Source organism: Agrobacterium sp. CFBP 3001 (assembly GCF_027871605.1).
GTDB classification, from domain to species: Bacteria; Pseudomonadota; Alphaproteobacteria; order Rhizobiales; family Rhizobiaceae; genus Agrobacterium; species Agrobacterium leguminum.
This window is the reverse complement of the sequence record NZ_JAQAHD010000002.1, coordinates 291,434-311,315: the sequence shown is the minus strand read 5'-3', so window position 1 is coordinate 311,315 and position 19,882 is coordinate 291,434. Positions and strand designations below refer to the sequence as shown.

17 protein-coding genes and 1 riboswitch are annotated in these 19,882 nt (G+C 59.9%); of the genes, 12 read left to right on the top strand and 5 right to left on the bottom strand.

Translation table 11 applies throughout. The features are described 5' to 3' along the window. Positions 1–29: 29 nt before the first annotated feature. The gene (locus PH605_RS05075; protein WP_161987796.1) at positions 30–1,697 is read left to right on the top strand and encodes a heparinase II/III family protein; all 1,668 of its coding nucleotides are present in this window, start codon (positions 30–32) and stop codon (positions 1,695–1,697) included. Between the two features lie 152 nt (positions 1,698–1,849). Then, positions 1,850–3,466, top strand: a complete 1,617-nt coding sequence (gene purH, locus PH605_RS05070) for a bifunctional phosphoribosylaminoimidazolecarboxamide formyltransferase/IMP cyclohydrolase (RefSeq protein WP_125146791.1) — start codon at positions 1,850–1,852, stop codon at positions 3,464–3,466. An 86-nt stretch (positions 3,467–3,552) separates the two neighbouring features. Here purH and PH605_RS05065 read toward each other — a convergent pair whose 3' ends face one another. Next, positions 3,553–5,085, bottom strand: coding sequence for a UxaA family hydrolase (locus PH605_RS05065; RefSeq protein ID WP_142844453.1), 1,533 nt, complete (start codon positions 5,083–5,085; stop codon positions 3,553–3,555). A gap of 42 nt (positions 5,086–5,127) precedes the next feature. After that, positions 5,128–5,820 (bottom strand): FadR/GntR family transcriptional regulator, encoded by a 693-nt coding sequence (locus PH605_RS05060; protein ID WP_142844452.1) that lies wholly within the window; start codon positions 5,818–5,820, stop codon positions 5,128–5,130. Positions 5,821–6,074: 254 nt separating this feature from the next. Here PH605_RS05060 and PH605_RS05055 point away from each other — a divergent pair, with 254 nt between their 5' ends. The 9 genes from PH605_RS05055 to PH605_RS05015 all read left to right on the top strand — a co-directional run bounded on the left by PH605_RS05055 (position 6,075) and on the right by PH605_RS05015 (position 15,393). After that, positions 6,075–7,640 (top strand): sugar ABC transporter ATP-binding protein, encoded by a 1,566-nt coding sequence (locus tag PH605_RS05055; protein WP_161987780.1) that lies wholly within the window; start codon positions 6,075–6,077, stop codon positions 7,638–7,640. Positions 7,641–7,648: 8 nt separating this feature from the next. Then, on the top strand, positions 7,649–8,671 hold the full coding sequence (locus tag PH605_RS05050) for an ABC transporter permease (RefSeq protein ID WP_065656837.1): 1,023 nt from the start codon (positions 7,649–7,651) through the stop codon (positions 8,669–8,671). 76 nt (positions 8,672–8,747) lie between these two features. Beyond that, positions 8,748–9,689, top strand: a complete 942-nt coding sequence (locus PH605_RS05045; RefSeq protein WP_003520222.1) for an ABC transporter substrate-binding protein — start codon at positions 8,748–8,750, stop codon at positions 9,687–9,689. A 65-nt stretch (positions 9,690–9,754) separates the two neighbouring features. Beyond that, positions 9,755–10,768: an aldo/keto reductase gene (locus tag PH605_RS05040; protein WP_142844451.1), complete on the top strand. Its 1,014-nt coding sequence runs from the start codon at positions 9,755–9,757 to the stop codon at positions 10,766–10,768. A 4-nt stretch (positions 10,769–10,772) separates the two neighbouring features. Beyond that, positions 10,773–11,594, top strand: coding sequence for an amidohydrolase family protein (locus tag PH605_RS05035; protein WP_142844450.1), 822 nt, complete (start codon positions 10,773–10,775; stop codon positions 11,592–11,594). Positions 11,595–11,597: 3 nt separating this feature from the next. Next, positions 11,598–12,608 carry a zinc-binding alcohol dehydrogenase family protein gene (locus tag PH605_RS05030; protein WP_142844449.1) on the top strand — a complete coding sequence of 337 codons (1,011 nt, stop codon included), beginning with the start codon at positions 11,598–11,600 and terminating at the stop codon, positions 12,606–12,608. Beyond that, positions 12,605–13,738, top strand: coding sequence for a mannitol dehydrogenase family protein (locus PH605_RS05025; RefSeq protein ID WP_142844448.1), 1,134 nt, complete (start codon positions 12,605–12,607; stop codon positions 13,736–13,738). Before PH605_RS05030 ends, PH605_RS05025 begins: the two co-directional genes overlap by 4 nt. Before the next feature lie 11 nt (positions 13,739–13,749). Next, entirely contained in the window at positions 13,750–14,079 is a 330-nt protein-coding gene (locus PH605_RS05020) for an L-rhamnose mutarotase (protein ID WP_080856896.1), read from the top strand. A gap of 36 nt (positions 14,080–14,115) precedes the next feature. Beyond that, entirely contained in the window at positions 14,116–15,393 is a 1,278-nt protein-coding gene (locus tag PH605_RS05015; RefSeq protein WP_142844447.1) for an L-fuconate dehydratase, read from the top strand. On the opposite strand, the gene cobD is transcribed toward PH605_RS05015, so the two are convergent. Then, positions 15,375–16,421 (bottom strand): threonine-phosphate decarboxylase CobD, encoded by a 1,047-nt coding sequence (gene cobD / locus PH605_RS05010; RefSeq protein ID WP_142844446.1) that lies wholly within the window; start codon positions 16,419–16,421, stop codon positions 15,375–15,377. The two genes, PH605_RS05015 and cobD, sit on opposite strands and share 19 nt — an antisense overlap. Between cobD and cbiB the strand changes: the two genes are divergently transcribed. Beyond that, positions 16,420–17,385 carry an adenosylcobinamide-phosphate synthase CbiB gene (gene cbiB, locus PH605_RS05005; RefSeq protein WP_142844445.1) on the top strand — a complete coding sequence of 322 codons (966 nt, stop codon included), beginning with the start codon at positions 16,420–16,422 and terminating at the stop codon, positions 17,383–17,385. The two genes, cobD and cbiB, sit on opposite strands and share 2 nt — an antisense overlap. On the opposite strand, the gene PH605_RS05000 is transcribed toward cbiB, so the two are convergent. Together PH605_RS05000 and cobO are read right to left on the bottom strand one after the other, a co-directional pair. Beyond that, positions 17,372–18,829: a cobyric acid synthase gene (locus tag PH605_RS05000; protein WP_142844444.1), complete on the bottom strand. Its 1,458-nt coding sequence runs from the start codon at positions 18,827–18,829 to the stop codon at positions 17,372–17,374. The genes cbiB and PH605_RS05000 overlap by 14 nt on opposite strands. 1 nt (position 18,830) lies before the next feature. Continuing rightward, a complete protein-coding gene (gene cobO / locus PH605_RS04995; protein ID WP_059760031.1) occupies positions 18,831–19,448 on the bottom strand; it encodes a cob(I)yrinic acid a,c-diamide adenosyltransferase in 618 nt (205 codons plus the stop codon). Positions 19,449–19,582: 134 nt separating this feature from the next. Next, a riboswitch (cobalamin riboswitch) is annotated at positions 19,583–19,797 on the top strand. The last annotated feature ends 85 nt before the right edge of the window (positions 19,798–19,882 follow it).

Sequence of the window (19,882 nt, the reverse complement as noted above, 5' to 3'; positions counted from 1 at the left end):
ACAGCTTGTTAGGGTCCTTTGCAGGCAGCATGAATGCCGCCGGTCTTCTGTCGCGGATGGCGTATCGTCATCTGTGTGTCGGCCTCACCCCTTTGCGCCTGCATGTGTCGCGATTTGCCACCCGTGCGCCAGACGGTCTGGTGGCGGCGCCGACCGATCTCAGAGCCATCGATCCCTATTTCGCCGAGGAACTGTTGCGGGGCCGCATCGCGCTGGCCGGGCGTGTTGTCGAAACCGGCGGAGCTTCGCCATTTCAGGTGGAATATCCCTCGGCGGTCTTTGAAGAACGGCTGCATGCATTCAGTTGGCTACGGCATATTCGCTCCGATAAATCGAGCGAGGCCTGCAAACGGGCGCGCCGCATCGTTGCGGAATGGATGGTGCTTCATGGCAAACGGCTTGCAGGCACTGCCTGGTCGCCGGAAATCGCCGCACAAAGGCTGATTGCCTGGCTTTCGCACTCTCCCGTGGTTTTATACGAGGCCGATGCCGGCTTTTATCGCCGGTTCCTGAAAAGCCTCGCCTTTCATGTGCGTTATCTCGAAAGAATCGTCCGACATGCGCCGGATGGCGAAGCGCGGCTGAGGATCAGGATTGCCTTGGCCATGGCTTCCATCGCCATGCCAACGCGCCTTTCGCGGATCACGCGGAATGGAATGAAGCTGGCTCAGGAAATGGAACGCCAGATTCAGCCCGATGGCGGGCATGTTTCCCGCAATCCACGCGTCATGCTGGACCTGCTGCTCGATCTCCTGCCGCTTCGGCAAAGTTATATCAATCTCGGCCACGATCTGCCCTCCGGCCTGGTGCCGGCGATAGACCGCATGTTCCCGGCGATCCGGTTCTTCCGGCATCAGGGCGGCGATCTCGCGCTGTTCAACGGCGCTACGGCGACGCTCGCCAATGAGCTTGTTTCGGTGCTGCGCTATGATGAAACGGCCGGCCGGCCCTCCAAGGTCCTGCCGGACGTGAATTACCACCGGCTTGCGACGGACGATACGGTCATCATCGTGGATACGGGCTATCCCGGCTCGGCGGAGCTTTCACGCAATGCCCATTCGGGTTGCCTGTCTTTCGAAATGTCCTGTGGCAAGAACCGCTTCATCGTCAATTCCGGCTTTCCACGAAACGCCGCGCCGGAATATCAGCGGGCCAGCCGCTCCACGGCGGCGCATTCCACCGTCACGCTTGCGGATACATCATCGTGCAGACTGTCGCGCTCGCGGCTGCTTGGTCCGATCATGGTATCAGGCGTCAGCCACGTCGACAGCCGGCGTGGAACGGATGCGAACGGCAATGACATCCTGTGGGCGTCTCATGACGGCTATTTGCAGAATTTCGGCTGCCACCATGAGCGGGAAATAGAATTGAATGCGGCCGGCACCAAGATAAAGGGTCGCGATCTGCTTCGGGCCGATGCGAGTGCGGTAAAAACGCCATTGCAGTCGGTCACGGCGGTTTCACGTTTCCATATTCATCCCCACATTCAGATACACCAGCGGGATGAGGAGTCCGCCTATCTGGAGGCAGCGGATGGAACCGTCTGGCTGTTTTCCGCACCGGGGCTGGAGCTTTTCGTCACCGAGGATGTCTTCATGGCCGATGCATCCGGTATGCGCCCGTCGCAGCAGATCGAACTCCCCTTCAATCTCGCAAATACGCGAGAAATCCGCTGGCTCATCGAACGCCAGGCCTAGACAATTTCCGGCGGTGCCGGTCAAAAACCACCATAGTTTTCACCGTTCGGCATCCCCGCTGTTTATTAATCCGGTAAGCTGTGTTAACGCGGCGGCAATTGCTGGATCAATCCCATTCCAGCCTGTCCTCCCCGTTAAACGGAGTATGCCTGATGGCCGTCGTGTCCAAGAAAATCCCCGCCCCCGATAAGGTCAAAATCCGCACGGCGCTTCTTTCCGTGTCCGACAAGACTGACATTATCGAGCTGGCGACGGTTCTGTCGAAGCTTGGCGTCAAGCTTCTGTCGACCGGTGGAACGGCGAAGGCCATTGCCGAAGCAGGCTTGCCGGTGACGGATGTCTCCGACGTAACGAATTTTCCCGAGATAATGGACGGCCGCGTCAAGACGCTGCATCCCAATGTCCATGGCGGGCTTCTGGCGATCCGGGACGATGCGGAACATGTCGAGGCGATGAAGGCGCACGGCATCGAGGCAATCGATCTCTCGGTCATCAATCTCTATCCCTTCGAGGAAGTTCGCGCCAAGGGCGGCGATTATCCGACGACGGTGGAGAACATCGATATTGGCGGCCCGGCGATGATCCGCGCTTCCGCCAAGAACCATGCCTATGTCACGGTGGTTACCGATCCGTCTGACTATCCCGATCTGGTTGAAGCCCTGCAGGCCGATGACGGCCAGACATCCTATGCGCTGCGCCAGCGTTTTGCCGCCAAGGCCTATGCCCGCACCGCCGCCTATGATGCGGTGATTTCCAACTGGTTTGCCGAGGCGCTTGTGATCGAAACGCCGGATTACCGCGCCATCGGCGGCGCGCTGAAGGAAAAGATGCGGTATGGCGAAAACCCGCATCAGAGCGCTGGTTTTTACCTCACCGGCGAAAAGCGTCCGGGCGTCGCAACCGCGACGCTGCTTCAGGGCAAGCAGCTTTCCTATAACAACATCAATGACACCGATGCAGCTTACGAGCTCGTGGCGGAATTCCTGCCGGAAAATGCGCCGGCAGTCGCCATCATAAAGCACGCCAATCCCTGCGGTGTGGCGACGGGTCCGACACTTGCCGAAGCCTACCGGCGGGCGCTGGCATGCGATTCCGTGTCGGCCTTTGGCGGCGTCATCGCCCTGAACCGCACGCTCGATGCGGAAACGGCGGAAGAAATCGTCAAGCTCTTCACTGAAGTCATCATCGCGCCTGATGTTACCGAAGAAGCCAAGTCCATCATTGCCCGCAAGCCGAACCTGCGCCTTCTGGCCGCTGGTGGCCTGCCTGATCCCCGCGCGGCGGGTATTACCGCGAAGACCGTCTCGGGCGGCCTGTTGGTGCAGAGCCGCGACAATGGCATGGTCGAGGATCTCGACCTCAAGGTCGTCACCAAGCGTGCGCCGACGCCGCAGGAACTTGAAGACATGAAGTTTGCTTTCAAGATCGCCAAGCATGTGAAGTCCAATGCCGTCATTTACGCCAAGGACGGGCAGACGGCTGGCATCGGCGCGGGCCAGATGAGCCGTGTGGATTCGGCCCGTATCGCTGCCCAGAAGGCGGAAGATGCCGCCAAGGCTCTTGGCCTTGCCGAACCGTTGACGCGCGGCTCCGCCGTCGCTTCGGAAGCATTTTATCCCTTTGCCGACGGTTTGCTCGCCGCGATTGCCGCGGGTGCCACCGCCGTCATCCAGCCGGGCGGCTCCATGCGCGATCAGGAAGTGATTGACGCCGCGAATGAGCACAATGTGGCGATGGTTTTTACCGGCATGCGCCACTTCCGCCACTAAACGCGGAAACAACCAGGAATAACGAAGGCCCGGAAATCACTTTCCGGGCCTTTTGTTTCACGTGGGACAGTCTTGGTGCGACGGGTTCAGGTCACTGCGCCGACCTGCCACGGTACAAATTCATTGTCGCCGTAGTCGTAGATCTCGCTGACGGTCTTTTCGCCGGAGGCCACCGCCAGAATATGCTCGAAAATTCGTTTGCCGGATTCTTCGATGGTTTCAGCGCCGGTGACGATCTCACCGCAATTGATATCCATGTCTTCCTTCATGTGTTCATACATTTCGGAATTGGTGGCGATCTTAATGCAGGGTGACGGCTTGAAGCCCGAAACCGAGCCGCGGCCGGTGGTGAAACAGATGACGTTGCAGCCGCCGGCGACCTGGCCGGTGACCGCAACGGGGTCATAGCCGGGCGTATCCATGAAGACGAAACCCTGCTCCGTTACGGTTTCGGCGAATTCATAAACCGCCTTCAGCGGCATGGAGCCGCCCTTGGCGACCGCGCCCAGCGATTTTTCCAGAATGGTGGTGAGGCCGCCAAGCTTATTGCCGTGGGAGGGGTTGTTATTCAGTTCGTCGCCATTGCGGGCGGTATAATCACGCCACCAGTCGATACGCTGTAGCAGCTTTTCGGCGACGGCAGGTGTGACGGCGCGCTTCGTCAGGAGGTGTTCAGCGCCGTAAATCTCCGGCGTCTCGGAGAGGACCGTGGTTCCACCGTTGCGGACGATGAGGTCGGAGGCATAACCCAGAGCCGGGTTGGCGGAAATGCCGGAATAACCATCCGAGCCGCCGCATTCCAGTGCCACCTTCAGCTTGGAAAGCGGTTGCTCCGTTCGGCGGGCGGCATTGACCATCGGTAGCATGGCCTTGATCTCGGCAATCGCCGCATCGATCGTCTTGCGGGTGCCGCCATGCTGCTGGATCGTCATGGTGCGCAGCCGCTCACCCTCTTCCATCTTGTAATGTTCGAGAATGGGCGCGATCTGGTTGGTTTCACAACCGAGGCCGATCAGCAGAATGCCGCCGAAATTCGGGTGGCGGGCATAGCCCTGAATAGTGCGGATCAGCAGGCGGTAACCTTCCGATTTCGTATTCAGCGCACAGCCGCCGCCATGGGTCAGCGCCACGACGCCATCGACATTGTCGAAACCATCAAGGCCGCCCTGCTTGTTGAAATAATCCGCGATGTAACGCGAGACCGTGGCGGAACAGTTCACCGAAGCGATGACGCCGATATAGTTTCGTGTTCCGACGCCACCGAGGCCACGGTCATAACCCTTGAACGTCCGGCATTCGGCTTCCGGGACCATGCCCTTTTCTTCGATATCAACGCTGAACTGATGCGCGTGTTCGGAAGGCACCATGGCGAGATTGTGCAGGTGCACGTGGCGGCCGGGCTCGATATCCTGGGTTGCGATACCGATGACCTGTCCGTATTTCAGCACCTCATCGCCCGATTTGATGAATTTGAGGGCCACCTTGTGCCCGCGCCCGATCAGCTCGAGCGCCGCCAGATCGCCCCTGCCCGTCGCGCCGCCGGCCGGAATGGACCGACGTGCCACCGCAACATTGTCGTTGGCGTTCAGCAAAATGGTTGCCTCGGAATTCTCACTCACGGGTTTTCCTCCTCCCGGTATATTGGCTGCTATGTTTCCAGATCAGTTTTCGACCCAGCGTCTCTTCGAACCTTCCAGATGGGTATGCATGGCGGCCTGCGCCAGCAGCGGATCTTTCAGTTCAAGCGCCGCCAGAATGGCCTCGTGTTCCTGAAGCGCATGGGTCCAGGTATCGCGGTCTTCGAATTTCACGCGAAGCTGGGCCGAAATGGGGCTGTGGCGCTCATCGAAGAGGTTGGCCACCATTCGGGCCAAAACGCTGTTACCGGATTGCTCCGCGATGGTGACGTGAAACAGCCGATCCTGATCCAGAGGCTTGCGGCCGGCCTCGATTTCCCGCTGCATGGTAATGAGTATCTGGCGGAGGGCCGCGATTGTCTCATCGGTCATCCGGCTTGTCGCCAGCACGATGGTGGCACCCTCCAGCGCGGCGCGCGCCTGCATCAGTTCGGAGGGGCTGTCACCGAGCGATTTGGTATGGTGGGTCGTCTGCAACGCTTCCGCCGACACATAAACGCCGGAACCCATGCGAATTTCGACGGTGTTGTCGATTTCAAGCGCAATCAGCGCCTCGCGCAAGGAAGGCCTCGATACGCCGAGCTTCTGTGCAAGTTCGCGTTCGGCGGGAAGCCGCGTGCCGGGCAGGAATTCACCCATATCGATGAGTTCGCGTATCTGGTCCGCAATCTGCTGATAAAGCCTGCGCGGTTCCGCTATTTTGGCCTGACCACTCATGTGTTTTTCGACGAGTCCTGTCTGCAATCCGTATTTGGCCTTACCGTAACGCCAAGCGTCTCAATACGCAAGGAATTACTTAAGCATATGAAATAACTCATTTATTATTGGTTATTGTTTCATGTGTCGCTTCCGCTTTGGATATGGCTTCGCAAATTTTGGCCTAATTGGCTTGACCATTCTGAAAAACCGGCCTAACCATTTGGCCTGTTCATGGCCCCGGTGGAGCGGGGATACGGGTGGGAGGTTTCCAGATGTCGCAGGGCGCATCGACAATTCGGGGCGATTTTTCGCCTGAACAGATGGCGCATGGACAGCGCGCGGTGCTTCTGCGCCTGGATAATATCAGCAAGGAATTTCCCGGCGTCAAAGCACTGTCGAACGTGCATTTCGATCTGCGCGCCGGCGAGGTGCATGCCGTCTGCGGTGAGAATGGTGCGGGAAAATCGACTCTGATGAAGATCGTCAGCGGCGTCTATCAGCCGAGCGACGGCACCATCCTTCATAAAGGCGTGAAGGTGCAATATGCATCGCCGCTGGAGTCCGAAGCTGCCGGCATCGCCATCATTCATCAGGAACTCAACCTCGTTCCGCATCTTTCCGTCGCCGAAAACATCTATCTTGCGCGCGAACCGCGTCGCGGTTTCCTCGTCGACCGCAAGAAGCTGCGCCTCGATGCCAAGCGCTGTCTCGACCGGTTGGGTGTCGACATCGACCCCGACCAGATCGTCCGCGGTCTTTCAGTTGCCCAATGTCAGATGGTGGAAATCGCCAAGGCGCTTTCTCTTGACGCTGAAGTGCTCATCATGGATGAGCCGACGTCTTCGCTGACCGAGCAGGAAACCCGGCTCCTGTTCAAGGTCATTCGCGATCTCAAGGCATCCGGTGTCGGAATCGTTTATATTTCCCACCGTCTCGATGAAATGGCAGAAATCGTCGACCGTGTGACGGTTCTGCGCGATGGACGTTATATTTCGACCGACGATTTCGCTTCGATCACCGTTGACGACATCGTCACGCGCATGGTCGGGCGTTCGCTGGAAGACAAATTCCCCGAGCGTACATCGCGCCCCACGGAAGATGTTATTTTTTCCGTCGAGGGCCTAACACGCAGCGGCGTGTTCCACGACGTCGGTTTTTCGCTGCGACGTGGCGAAATCCTTGGCTTTGCCGGGCTGATGGGTGCTGGCCGCACCGAAGTCGCCCGGGCCATCTTCGGCGCAGATCCGCTTGATGCTGGCAGGATCGTTTTCAACGGGCGGGAGCTTTCGATCAGCTCGCCGCAGGACGCCATCGAGGAGGGCATCGCCTATCTCTCGGAAGACCGCAAAAGCGATGGCCTCGCCATCAAGATGTCGGTGGCGGCCAATACGACGCTTGCCAATCTCGGCGAGGTTTCCAACCGTTTCGGGCTGATCGATTTCAAGAAACATGACGATGTGGCAAAGCGCTACGTCGATCTCCTGAATATCCGTACTCCCTCGATCGGGCAGACGGTGCGGCTGCTTTCCGGCGGCAATCAGCAGAAAATCATCATCGGCAAATGGTTGTTCCGGCAATCTCGCGTGCTGTTTTTCGACGAGCCGACACGCGGCATCGATGTCGGCGCGAAATTCGCGATCTACAAGATCATGGACGAGCTCGCCGCGCAGGGCATCGGCGTCATTCTCATCAGTTCGGAACTGCCGGAAATTCTTGGGCTGACGGATCGTATCGCCGTTTTCCACCAGGGCCGGATTACGGGCGTGCTCGAAACCGCCAAGACCAATCAGGAAGAAATCATGCGGTATGCGTCCGGTTACGGCCGGACCGCGCAGTGAGGAACGACATGGCCAATATTGCAGAACCCAAGAAGAGCTTCGCAGTCAGCGACCGCCAGAAGGATATTATCCAGAAGTTTGCCGCACTTGGCAGCCTCTTTGCGCTTGTCGCGGTCTTTTCCGCCACCAGCAGCGCCTTCTTCACCGTCAATAACGGCATGACGATTGCGTTGCAGGTCACGTCCATCGCGTTGCTCGGCATCGGGGCTACCTGTGTCATCATCACCGGCGGCATCGATCTTTCCGTCGGTTCGGTGCTTGCGCTTGCCGGTGTCGTCGCCGCCCTTGCGGTGAAGGAACTCGGCATGCCGGTGCCGGTCGGCATGTTGCTCGGCATTCTGACGGGGTCACTCTGCGGTCTCATCAACGGTCTTCTGGTCACCCGTTTCAAGCTGCCGCCCTTCATCGCCACCCTCGGCATGATGTTGATCGCTCGTGGCGTAGCGCTGCAGATCACCGGTGCGCGCGCCGTCTCCGGCCTCGGCGAATCTTTCGGCGAACTCGGCAATGGCGCCCTCTTCCGCATCGTCACTATCGGTGACGACGGCTTTCCGAATGTGGTGTTTCCCGGCATCCCCTACCCCGTCATCCTGATGGTGGTGATTGCGCTTGCCGTTTCCTTCATGCTCAACCGCTCGATCCTCGGCCGTCACATTTACGCTGTCGGTTCCAACGCCGAAGCCGCGCGTCTTTCCGGCGTCAATGTCGCCCGCGTCACAAATTTCACCTACATCCTGTCCGGCACGCTCGCCGGGCTGACGGGCTGCGTGCTGATGTCTCGCCTCGTCACCGCCCAGCCGAACGAGGGTGTTATGTATGAGCTGGACGCCATTGCCAGCGCCGTTATCGGCGGCACATCGCTGATCGGCGGCGTGGGAACGATTTCCGGTACGGCCATCGGCGCTTTCGTCATCGGCATCCTGCGCAACGGTCTCAACATGAATGGCGTCTCCGCCTTCACACAACAGATCATCATCGGCCTCGTCATTCTGGTCACCGTCTGGATCGACCAGTTGCGCAACCGCCGCTGATCAAGGGCCTGCGGACCCTTTCCGCAAAAAAGATCGGCAAGGGGAGGCCCGGTATGCCGACATCACGGAGGAAGAAATGAAGAAAATTGCGACTGCCCTTCTGACATCCGCAATTGCGCTGTGGAGCGTTTCCACCGTGCAGGCCGGTGAAATCGCCGTCATCGTCAAAACCGTCAACTCCACCTTCTGGCAGAACGTCCAGAAGGGCGCTGATGCGGCGATGAAGAACTCTTCCGGCAATACCATGACCTTCCAGGGTCCGGCTGCCGAGTCTGCCATTGCCGACCAGGTCAACATGGTCGAAAACGCCATCAACCGTAAGGTCGCGGGCATTGTTCTGGCGCCTTCCGACCCGGACGCGCTGGTGCCTGCCGTCAAGAAGGCCTGGGAAGCCCGTATTCCGGTGGTTCTGATCGACTCGCAGCTCGCAAAGGGCTCGGAGCAATATTACCAGTCGTTTCTGGCGACCGATAACAAGAAAGCCGGCGAACTGGCAGCGCAGGCGCTGATCGACAAGGTGGGCAAGGAAGGCAAGATCGCCGTCATGTCCTATGTCGCCGGTGCCGGTTCGGAAATCGGCCGTGTCGGCGGTTTCACCGATTACATCCAGATGAACTCCAACCTGAAGATCGTCGGCCCGTTCTATTCGCAGTCGCAGATGGCGACCGCGCTGAACCAAACGACCGACGTTCTGGCCGCCAATTCCGACCTTAAGGGCATTTTTGGCGCCAATGAGCCGACCGCAATCGGCGTCGGCCGCGCGCTCGCGCAGAGCGGTAAGGCCGGCAAGGTCGTCGCCATCGGCTTCGACGGCAACCAGGACCTTCAGGGCTTCGTCAAGGATGGCACGCTGGCCGGTATTGTGGTTCAGGGTTCGTATCAGATGGGTGAAAAGGGCGTAGAGACCATTTCCAAGCTCATCGGCAAAGAAAAGGTCGAAAAGTTCGTCGACACCGGCGTCGTTGTTGTCACCAAGGACAATATCGAAAAGCCCGAAGCCAAGAACGTTCTTTATTGATTGCGTGATGACGCGCCGCTTTGCGGCGGCGCGTCTTTCCAAAGACAAGCTGGAAAGTCCCTGCGATGAAAGTCTCCGATACACGTAAATTGCCGCGCCGCGCCGTCGACGTCACCGTCATGGGCCTCGGTTGCGCCCAGATGGGCAATCTCTACCGCGTCACGCCCTATGAAGAGTCCAAGGGTGCGTTCGACAAGGCATGGGAAAGCGGCATGCGTTATTTCGATACCGCGCCGTTTTATGGCTATACGCGGTCGGAGCGTCGCCTCGGCACTATGGTGACGGAGCATGACCGGAACGAATATACGCTCAGCACCAAGGTCGGCCGTGTGATGGTACCTGACGAGACCGTCGGTCCGGAGGAGGATGCCTATATAGCGCCCCTGCCGTTCCGCCCGGTCTATGATTATTCCTATGACGGTATCCTGCGCTCCTTCGAGGCAAGCCAGCAGCGGCTCGGTGTTCTGAAGCCGGATATTCTTTATGTGCATGATATCGGCTCCTTCACCCATGGCGAAAAGCACCAGCATTACTGGGAGCAGCTGACCACCGGCGGTGGCTTCCGGGCGCTTGGCAAGCTGCGCGAGGAAGGATCGACGGGTGCCGTCGGCCTCGGCGTCAATGAGTGGGAAATCGTCAGCGACGCCATGGATGTCTTCGATATCGACGTCGCCATGCTCGCCGGCCGTTATACGCTGCTGGAGCAGCAGAGCCTTGCTTTCATGAACCGTTGCGCCGAAAGCGGTGCCGCCATCGTTGTCGCCGGTGCATTCAATTCCGGCATTCTGGCCGGCAACCGCAAATTCAATTATGCCGACGCGCCTGCCGATATTCTCACGCGTGTCGATGCGCTGCAGGGTGTTTGCGAGGAACTCGGCGTATCGCTGCAGGCGGCCGCGCTGCAATTTCCGCTTGCCCATCCGGCGTCGGTCACGGTCGTTTCGGGTGCGCGCAATGCGCAGCAGCTCGCCTCCAATATCGAGTGGTTCGAGCAGTCTATCCCGGATGAATTCTGGTCCGAACTGCACAGGCGCGGCCTGATTGCTGAAGGCGCGCCGGTGCCCGGTGGGAAGGCCTGAGGCAATGCTCATCGATGCCCACCAGCATTTCTGGCTGATGAAAGATCGCGCCGGGCAGTGGCCGCCGCCGTCGCTTGCCGCCATCTACCGGGATTTTCTCCCCGTTGATCTGTCGCCTTTGCTGGCCGCTGCCGGCGTTTCCGGCACCGTGCTAGTTCAGACGATGGAGACGGCGGCCGACACGGATTTCATGCTGGACCTGGCGGAAAAGACCGATTTCATCAAGGGTGTGGTCGGCTGGGTGGACATGAAATCCGCCGATGCAGCGAGTGAAATCGCCCGTCGGGCAAAACATCCGGCGTTCAAGGGTGTCCGCCCGATGTTGCAGGGCATGGAGGATGTCGCCTGGATCGATGATCCGGCACTCGATCCCGCCGTGGCGGCGCTGGTAAAACATGGTCTGGCGTTCGATGCGCTGGTCCTGCCGCCCAATCTGCCGCATCTTCTCGCCTTTGCCCGCCGCCATCCGCAATTGCCTGTCGTCATCGACCATGGCGCGAAGCCCCTGATTGCTACCGGTCACTACAGCGACTGGCGCAAGGATATGGCTGCTCTGGCGGCTCTCCCGAACGTCCATTGTAAACTCTCCGGTCTGCTGACCGAGCGCGGTGAGCAGCGGCCGGAAGCGGTACGGCCTTATGCCGAGACCATCCTGGAACTCTTTGGCGGCAACCGCGTGATTTTTGGCAGCGACTGGCCGGTGTTGCGGCTGGCGGGCGATTATCAGGCATGGCTGGATTTCTGCCGCGATATCGTGCCGGCAGAGGACCATGCGGCAGTTTTCGGCGGTAACGCCATTCGTTTTTATTCCCTTTCCCACAGGTGATGCATGCTGGCGATTTTCTGCGAAACCCCAGGTCAACTCGTCTCCAAGGAACTGCCGAAACCAGTCCGTGGCGAAGGTGAAGTGCTGGTGCGTATTCGCCGCATCGGGGTTTGCGGCACGGACCTGCACATCTTCACCGGCAACCAGCCTTATCTTTCCTATCCCCGTATCATGGGCCATGAGCTTTCCGGCACGGTGGAAGAAGCGCCGCAAGGCAGCCATCTGTCCGCCGGCGATGTGGTCACCGTCATTCCCTATATCTCGTGCGGCGAATGTAGCGCCTGCCTGAAGAGCAAGAGCAATTGCTGCCGCAATATCGGTGTGCTGGGCGTTCATCGCGATGGCGGCATGGTCGAATATCTGAGCGTGCCGCAGCAATTCGTGTTGAAGGCGGAGGGGCTGAGCCTCGACCAGGCGGCGATGACCGAATTTCTGGCTATCGGTGCGCATGCGGTGCACCGTGGCGCAGTCGAGAAGGGGCAGAAGGTTCTGATCGTCGGCGCCGGCCCGATTGGCATGGCTGTTGCGGTTTTCGCGGTTCTCGATGGCGGCGAAGTAACGATGATCGACGGCCGCACCGACCGGCTGGAGTTCTGCAGGGAACATCTCGGCGTCGCACACACGGTGGCGCTCGGCGAGGGCGACCGGGATCGCCTCTCCGACATCACCGGCGGCGATTTTTTCGATGCGGTCTTCGATGCGACCGGCAATCCGAAAGCCATGGAGCGCGGCTTTTCCTTTGTCGGCCATGGCGGTTCCTATGTGCTGGTCTCCATCGTCGCCAGCGATATCAGCTTCAACGATCCGGAGTTCCACAAGCGGGAGACGACGCTACTCGGCAGCCGCAATGCCACGCCTCAGGATTTCGAACGCGTCCTGCAGGCGTTGCGCGAAGGCAAGGTACCGGAAGCGCTGATCACCCATCGCATGACGCTTGCCGATGTGCCCTCCAGATTCGCCGGCCTGACCGATCCGAAGGCCGGAGTTATCAAGGGCATGGTGGAGGTCGCATGACGCCCGATACGCCCATCCTGCAATTCGGTACCAGCCGCTTTCTTCTGGCGCATGCGGATCTCTTTGTTTCGCAGGCGCTGGACAAGGGCGAGGCTCTCGGGCGTATCGCGATTGTCCAGACGACCGGCAATGCGGAGAGCCTGAAGCGTGTTGCGGCGCTGAACGGCGGGGCATCCTACCCCGTGCGCATTCGCGGCATCCGTGATGGGCAGGAAGTGGATGAGGAAATTCAGGGCGGGGCTGTCGCGCGGGCGCTGACGGCTGCGACCGACTGGGCCGAAGTGAGCCGCCTTGCTTGCGAGGCCGCGGTCATTCTGTCCAATACGGGCGATCGCGGTTATGAGCTGGATTCGGCGGATAATGCTGGGCTTGCTGGTGATTTCACGGTTGTACCGAAAAGCTTTCCGGCGAAACTCTGCATGCTGCTGCTGGAGCGTTTTCAGCGCAATCCGGAAGCACCTGTATCCATCTTCCCCTGCGAACTCGTGCCGCGCAATGGCGAAAAGCTGAAACAGGTCATTCGCCGGCTTGCCGATGAGTGGCAATTGCCGGCGGGTTTTGCCTTTTATCTGAATGAGAAGTGCCGTTTCGCCAATAGTCTGGTGGATCGCATCGTCTCCGAGCCTATCGACCCGGTGGGTGCGGTGGCGGAACCCTATGCGCTATGGGCTATAGAGAAGCAGGACGGGCTTGTCCTTCCCTGCACGCACCCTGCCGTGGTGCTGACGGACGATCTCGATCACTATGAAAAACTGAAGCTTTTCCTGCTCAATCTCGGCCATTCCTATCTGGCGGAACGCTGGTTGCAGGATGCGCGTGCGAAGGACGAGACGGTGCGTCAGGCAATGGCCGACGATGCTCTCGTTACGGATCTTGAGACGCTTTGGCGGGACGAGGTTCTGCCGGTTTTTGCTGCTGAAGGCATGGGGGATGATGCGCAGGCCTATATTGGCGTGCTGCGGGAGCGTTTGCGCAATCCCTTTCTCGCCCATCGGCTCTCCGATATCGCCGGCAACCACGATGAAAAGAAACGCCGCCGCTTCGCCCCGATCATTGCCGCAGCGGAACGGCTGGGATTGAGCCTGCCACAGTCGAAGCTGCGCGCTGCGCTCGCCACCATCAAGCAATAACGGAGTTTTTCATGCAGCGCATGGGCATGGTCATAGGCGTCAAACCGGAGATGATCGCGGAGTATAAAAGGCTGCATGCGGCTGTGTGGCCTGAAATTCTGGCGCTTATCAGCGACTGCAATATCCGCAACTACACGATCTTCCTGCGCGAGCCGGAAAATCTGCTCTTCGGCTACTGGGAATATCACGGCAGCGATATCAGCGCCGACATGGCGAAGATGGCCGCGAGCCCCAAGAACCAGGAATGGTGGTCTTTCACCATTCCCTGCCAGCAACCGCTCGAAAGCCGGAAGGAAGGCGAGTGGTGGGCAATGATGGAAGAAACCTTCCACCACGATTGAACGATTTCCTTTGACACTGACCGCGAGTGAACGGCCATGACCCAAATTACTGATCTGCGTGTTTTCGACCTGCGTTTTCCGACCTCCCAGAGCCTCGACGGTTCGGATGCGATGAACCCCGACCCGGATTATTCGGCGGCTTATGTCATTCTCGATACCGATGAGCCTGGTCTCAAAGGCCACGGGCTGACCTTCACCATCGGCCGCGGTAACGACATTTGCTGCATGGCCATCGAAGCGATGCGTCATCTGGTCGTCGGCACCGATCTTGCCACCGTTACCGAGAACCCCGGCAAATATTGGCGGCATCTGACAAGCGACAGCCAGCTGCGCTGGATCGGGCCGGACAAGGGCGCGATGCATCTCGCCACCGGCGCCGTCGTCAATGCCATATGGGATCTGTTGGCCAAGAAGGCGGGCAAGCCGGTCTGGCAGCTCGTTGCCGATATGAGCCCGGAAGAAATCGCCGATATCGTCGACTATCGTTATCTGACTGACGTGCTGACCCGGGACGATGCGCTTGCGATCCTCAAAAAAGCCGAAAGTGGCAAGAAGGAACGTATCGAGACGCTGAAGAGCGAAGGTTATGCCTGCTACACGACCTCTGCCGGCTGGCTCGGTTATGACGACGCCAAGCTGCGCCGCCTTTGCCAGGAAGCCATCGACGCCGGATTCAACCATGTAAAGATGAAGGTCGGCCGCGATCTGGAAGACGACATTCGCCGTCTCACGATTGCCCGCGAGGTGATCGGTCCTGACCGTTACCTGATGATCGACGCCAACCAGGTATGGGAAGTGGATCAGGCAATCGACTGGGTGAAGAAGCTCGCCTTCGCCAAGCCATTCTTCATCGAGGAGCCGACCAGCCCGGACGACATTGCCGGTCATCGCAAGATCCGTGCGGCCATCGGGTCCGTTAAGGTGGCGACCGGTGAAATGTGCCAGAACCGCATCATGTTCAAGCAGTTCATCGCCGAGGGCGCCATCGATGTGGTGCAGATCGACAGCTGCCGCATGGGTGGGCTGAACGAGGTGCTGGCGGTGCTGCTGATCGCCGCGAAATACGGCCTGCCGGTGTGGCCGCATGCCGGCGGCGTCGGCCTTTGCGAATATGTGCAGCATCTGTCGATGATCGACTATCTGGTCGTATCAGGCACGAAGGAAGGCCGCGTGATCGAATATGTCGACCACCTGCACGAGCACTTCATCGAACCCTGCGATATCAGAAACGCCGCTTACATGCCGCCGAAATTGCCGGGCTTCTCCATCGAAATGAAGCCGGAGTCGATTGAGACCTACACCTTCGAGGAATAGTCAAAGGATGACAGCGCCTCCTCGAGCCGCTGCCACTCCGTTTCGCTACCGGGAAGGCCGAAACGCATGTCGTTCGGCCTTTCATCAAAAATGCGGACCAGAATGCCGTGTCGGCCAAGATGGCTGAACAGGTCTGCGGTGCGGGGATCCCGCACCAGAGTAAACAGCGAGGTGCCACCGGCAATTGCCAGCCCCGCTTTCTCCAGCATGGCGTTCATGCGCCGGGCGTCTTCGGCAAGGTGCAGACGCATGGATGATTGCCATTTCCCATCCGCCAGAGCCTGCATCGCGATATGCAGCGCCGGGCCCGAAACCGCCCAGGGGCCGAGCCTTGCCTCCAGGTCGGCAGCGATATCGGGCTGCGCAATCGCGAAACCCAGCCGAACACCCGCCATGCCGTAAAATTTGCCGAAGGAGCGCAGGACCACCAGCGCCTCCTGACCGGCGGCATCTGCGAGGCTTTCGGCAAGTCCCGTCTCTATGAAGGCTTCGTCCACGACGAGCAGTCCGCCCTTGCGGCGCATGGCGTCGGCCAGCGACAACAATGTGGCGCGATCCGTGATGCGACCATCGGGATTATTGGGATTGACCACCACGGCATAGTCGTGAGCCGACATCGCGTCAATGTTTTCCACCTCAGTCACAGCCAGCCCGGCCATGCGTGCGGTCCGGGCATGTTCCGCGTAGGCGGGTGAAAGTACTGCGCCGCTCTTGGCTCCGCGGGTGATAGCGATCTGGGCCAGCAATGGCATCAGCATCTGGGTGCCGGGAGAAAGCGCCACAAGCCGGGCGGAGGGCGCACCGAAATGGGTTGCGGCCAGATGTTTCAATTCTTCGGCGGCGTCCGGTTCCGGCAGGCGCGCGAATGCGCTGGCAAGGATCGGCGAATGCGGATAGGAGTGCGGATTGATCCCGGTCGAAAGGTCGATCCATGGTTCCGGCGCTTCAGGAAACATAAGACGCGCCCTACCGAGATTGCCGCCGTGACGGATCGCAGCTTTCGCCTTTTCTGGTACTGTCTCGCCCATGTTCTTTGCTCTCGCTTTCCTGTCGCTCGTCATCGAACGCCTGACCGGCTATCCGGACTGGCTGTTCAAACGCATCGGCCATCCCGTCACCTGGATCGGTTCGCTTATCGCGCTGCTGGACAAAAAATGGAACCGGGAGAGCGCGTCATTTTCACAGCGCAAGGGGGCAGGCGTGGCGGCGCTCGTTGTTTTCGTCGGGCTGACGCTGCTTGGTGCATGGTTAGTGCAATCCGTTCTCCTCTTCCTGCCTTTCGGCCTTTTGCCGGTCGCTGTGCTTGGCGCTTCGCTTCCGGCGCAGAAAAGTCTCGAGCAGCATGTGGAGGCTGTCGCCACTGCGCTGGAACGCGAGGGTGTGGAAGGCGGCCGCAAGGCGGTATCGATGATCGTCGGGCGCGATCCGCAAAAGCTGGACGAGGCGGCAATTTGCCGGGCGGCGATCGAAAGTCTGGCTGAGAATTTTTCCGACGGCATCGTCGCGCCCGCCTTCTGGCTCGGTCTCCTGGGCCTGCCGGGCGGCGCGGCCTACAAGGCGATCAATACGGCCGACAGCATGATCGGCCATCGCTCGCCCCGCCATGAGGCCTTCGGCTGGGCCTCCGCCCGGCTGGACGATCTGGTCAATCTGCCGGCCTCACGGCTGAGCGGCGGTCTTTTCGTAGTTGCCGCGTTTTTTGTTAAGGGTGCATCACCCGGCGGGGCCATTGCCGCGATACGTCGCGATGCCCATCATCACCGTTCCCCCAATGCCGGCTGGCCGGAGGCGGCGCTGGCCGGCGCTCTCGGCTTTGCGCTCGCAGGGCCGCGCTCCTATGGCGGGCAGATGATCGAGGCGCGTTTCATGGGCGAAGGCGGCAGGGCCGCACTTGTCGCCGGCGATATTCGCGCGGCGCTGCGGCTTGCGCGGGTTGCCGACCTGTTGTTGATCGGCCTGCTGGGACTTCTGGCGATCCTTATCGCGCTATAGCAAGCAGACGGTCGAGATCGAGGTGCTGTTCCATATGCGCTGCGAGGCGATCAAGAACGGCGTCCACCTGCGCATCGTAGTTCAGTTCCGTGTTCTGTCCGCCAAGCCGCTCAAGCCACGCGCCGCGTTGGCGGTCATCTGAAAACAGGCCGTGAATATAAGTGCCGAAGATGCGGCCGTCAGGCGACACAGCGCCGTCTTCATGCCCATCAATTTTCGAAAACGGCAGGCTGTCGGTTCCGCTCGTGGTTTCACCGACATGCATTTCATAGCCGGATAAATCAATTCCGTCGAAACTTTTCCCTGTAACGGAAACAAGCCTTTTGTCCCCCGTCAGAACAGTGTCGACATCCAGCAGGCCGAGCCCGTCGACTGTTGCCGGCGGTCCTTCGATGCCTTCGGGATCGGCAACGGTTTTCCCAAGCATCTGGTAGCCGCCGCAGAGGCCCAGAACATGGCCGCCGCGTCTCACATGCGCCTTGATATCAATGTCGAGCCCCGTATTTTTCAGCACGGCAAGATCGGCGATGGTGGCTTTCGAGCCGCAAAGCAGCACCAGCCGGCAATCGGCGGGAATGGTTTCGCCCGGCCGCACGCGGATCAGTTCGACATCCGGTTCCATGTCCAGCGGATCGAGATCATCGAAATTGGAAATATGCGGCAGGATCGGTACGGCGATGCGGATCTTCGCGCCAGGTTTTCGTTCAGCCGGGCCGGAAAGCCCGAGAGCATCTTCAGCCGGCAGCTTCGCGGCATCGGAAAAATGCGGCAGGAGCCCGATAGAGGCCCAGCCGGTTTTTTCCGCAATTATTCGCATGCCGTCTGAAAACAGGGCCGGATCGCCGCGAAAGCGATTGACGATAAAACCTTCGATCATCGCCGCGTCTTCAGCTTCGAGTACGGCTTTGGTGCCGACGAGGCTGGCGATGACGCCGCCCCGGTCGATATCGCCGATCAGTATCACAGGCGCGTCCGCAGCTCTCGCAAAACCCATATTGGCGATGTCATTGGCACGCAGGTTGATTTCGGATGCGCTGCCCGCGCCTTCCACCAACACCAGATCGGCCTGTTGTTTCAGGCGCTCGAAGCTTTCCAGCACACGCGGCATCAGCCCGGCCTTCATGTGCTGATAATCGGCCGCTTTGGCATTGCCGGCAATCTTGCCCTGCACCACCACCTGGGCGCCGGTCTCGCTCTGTGGCTTCAGGAGCACCGGGTTCATATGCACGGAAAGCGGCACGCCCGCTGCGCGAGCCTGCAGCGCCTGCGCGCGGCCAATCTCGCCGCCATCGGCGGTGACCGCCGCATTGTTCGACATGTTCTGCGGTTTGAACGGCATGACGGACAGGCCGCGCCTGACGAAGGCGCGGGCAAGGCCGGCCACCATCAGCGATTTGCCGACATCCGAGCCGGTTCCCTGAAACATCAGCACGCGTGCAGCCATATCAGAATTCTATCCCTGCCTGCGCCTTTACGCCCGCCTTGAAGTGATGTTTCACGAGGGTCATTTCCGTCACCATGTCGGCCGCGTCGATGAGCGGTTGCTTGGCATTGCGGCCGGTGACGATGACATGCAGATCGGGCCTGCGGCTGGAAAGCGTTTCGACCACCTCCTCCAGCGGCAGGTAATCGTAACGGAGTGCGATGTTCAGCTCATCGAGGATCAGCAGGCCGATGGTCTCGTCGGCCATCAGGACCTTGGCTTCTTCCCAAGCCTTTGCCGCCGCTGCGACATCGCGTTTCAAATCCTGCGTGTCCCAGGTGAACCCCTCGCCCATGGTGCGCCACACGACCCTGTCGCCGAACAAAGTCAGCGCCTGCTGTTCTCCCGTCGACCATGCGCCCTTGATGAATTGAACGACGCCAACCCGCCGCCCGGTGCCGAGCATGCGCAGGGCAAGGCCGAAAGCGGCGGTGGATTTGCCCTTGCCGGGACCGGTATTGATCATCAGCAGACCTTTTTCGATGGTCTTTTCCGCAACCTCCGCGTCCTGCACCGTCTTGCGATTGACCATTTTCTGCCGGTGACGTTCGGCTTCGCTGTCGCTGATGTCGCGTGTCATCGCGTTTTCCTTTTCATCCAGCGGCGCGGGACCCGGTGCCCCCGCCATTTGGAGCGGCGACTATACCCAATTTGCCGCACCCGGCAATGTGCGGGCCACAGGGCCGCGGCATTGACCCCCACGCCCGTTCAGCCTAAGGGTAACGAACTGACGGTCTTTTCCCGGCAACGGGAAAAGCTAAGAGGGAACACGGTTCCAGCCCGACTACCGGGTCATTCCGTGGCTGCCCCCGCAACTGTAAGCGGTAAGCCCGCACCGTAAAGCCACTGGACACCTCAACGGGTTCGGGAAGGCGGTGTCAGGGTGTAAAGCCGCGAGCCAGGAGACCTGCCGTTTCAGGAAAAACGTCTGCCGGGCGGGGTGCTCCGGTCAGTCGGTTAGATCGAACATCCGGTTTGCGCCTGTCCGCATACCGTATTCGACATCCGCACCCC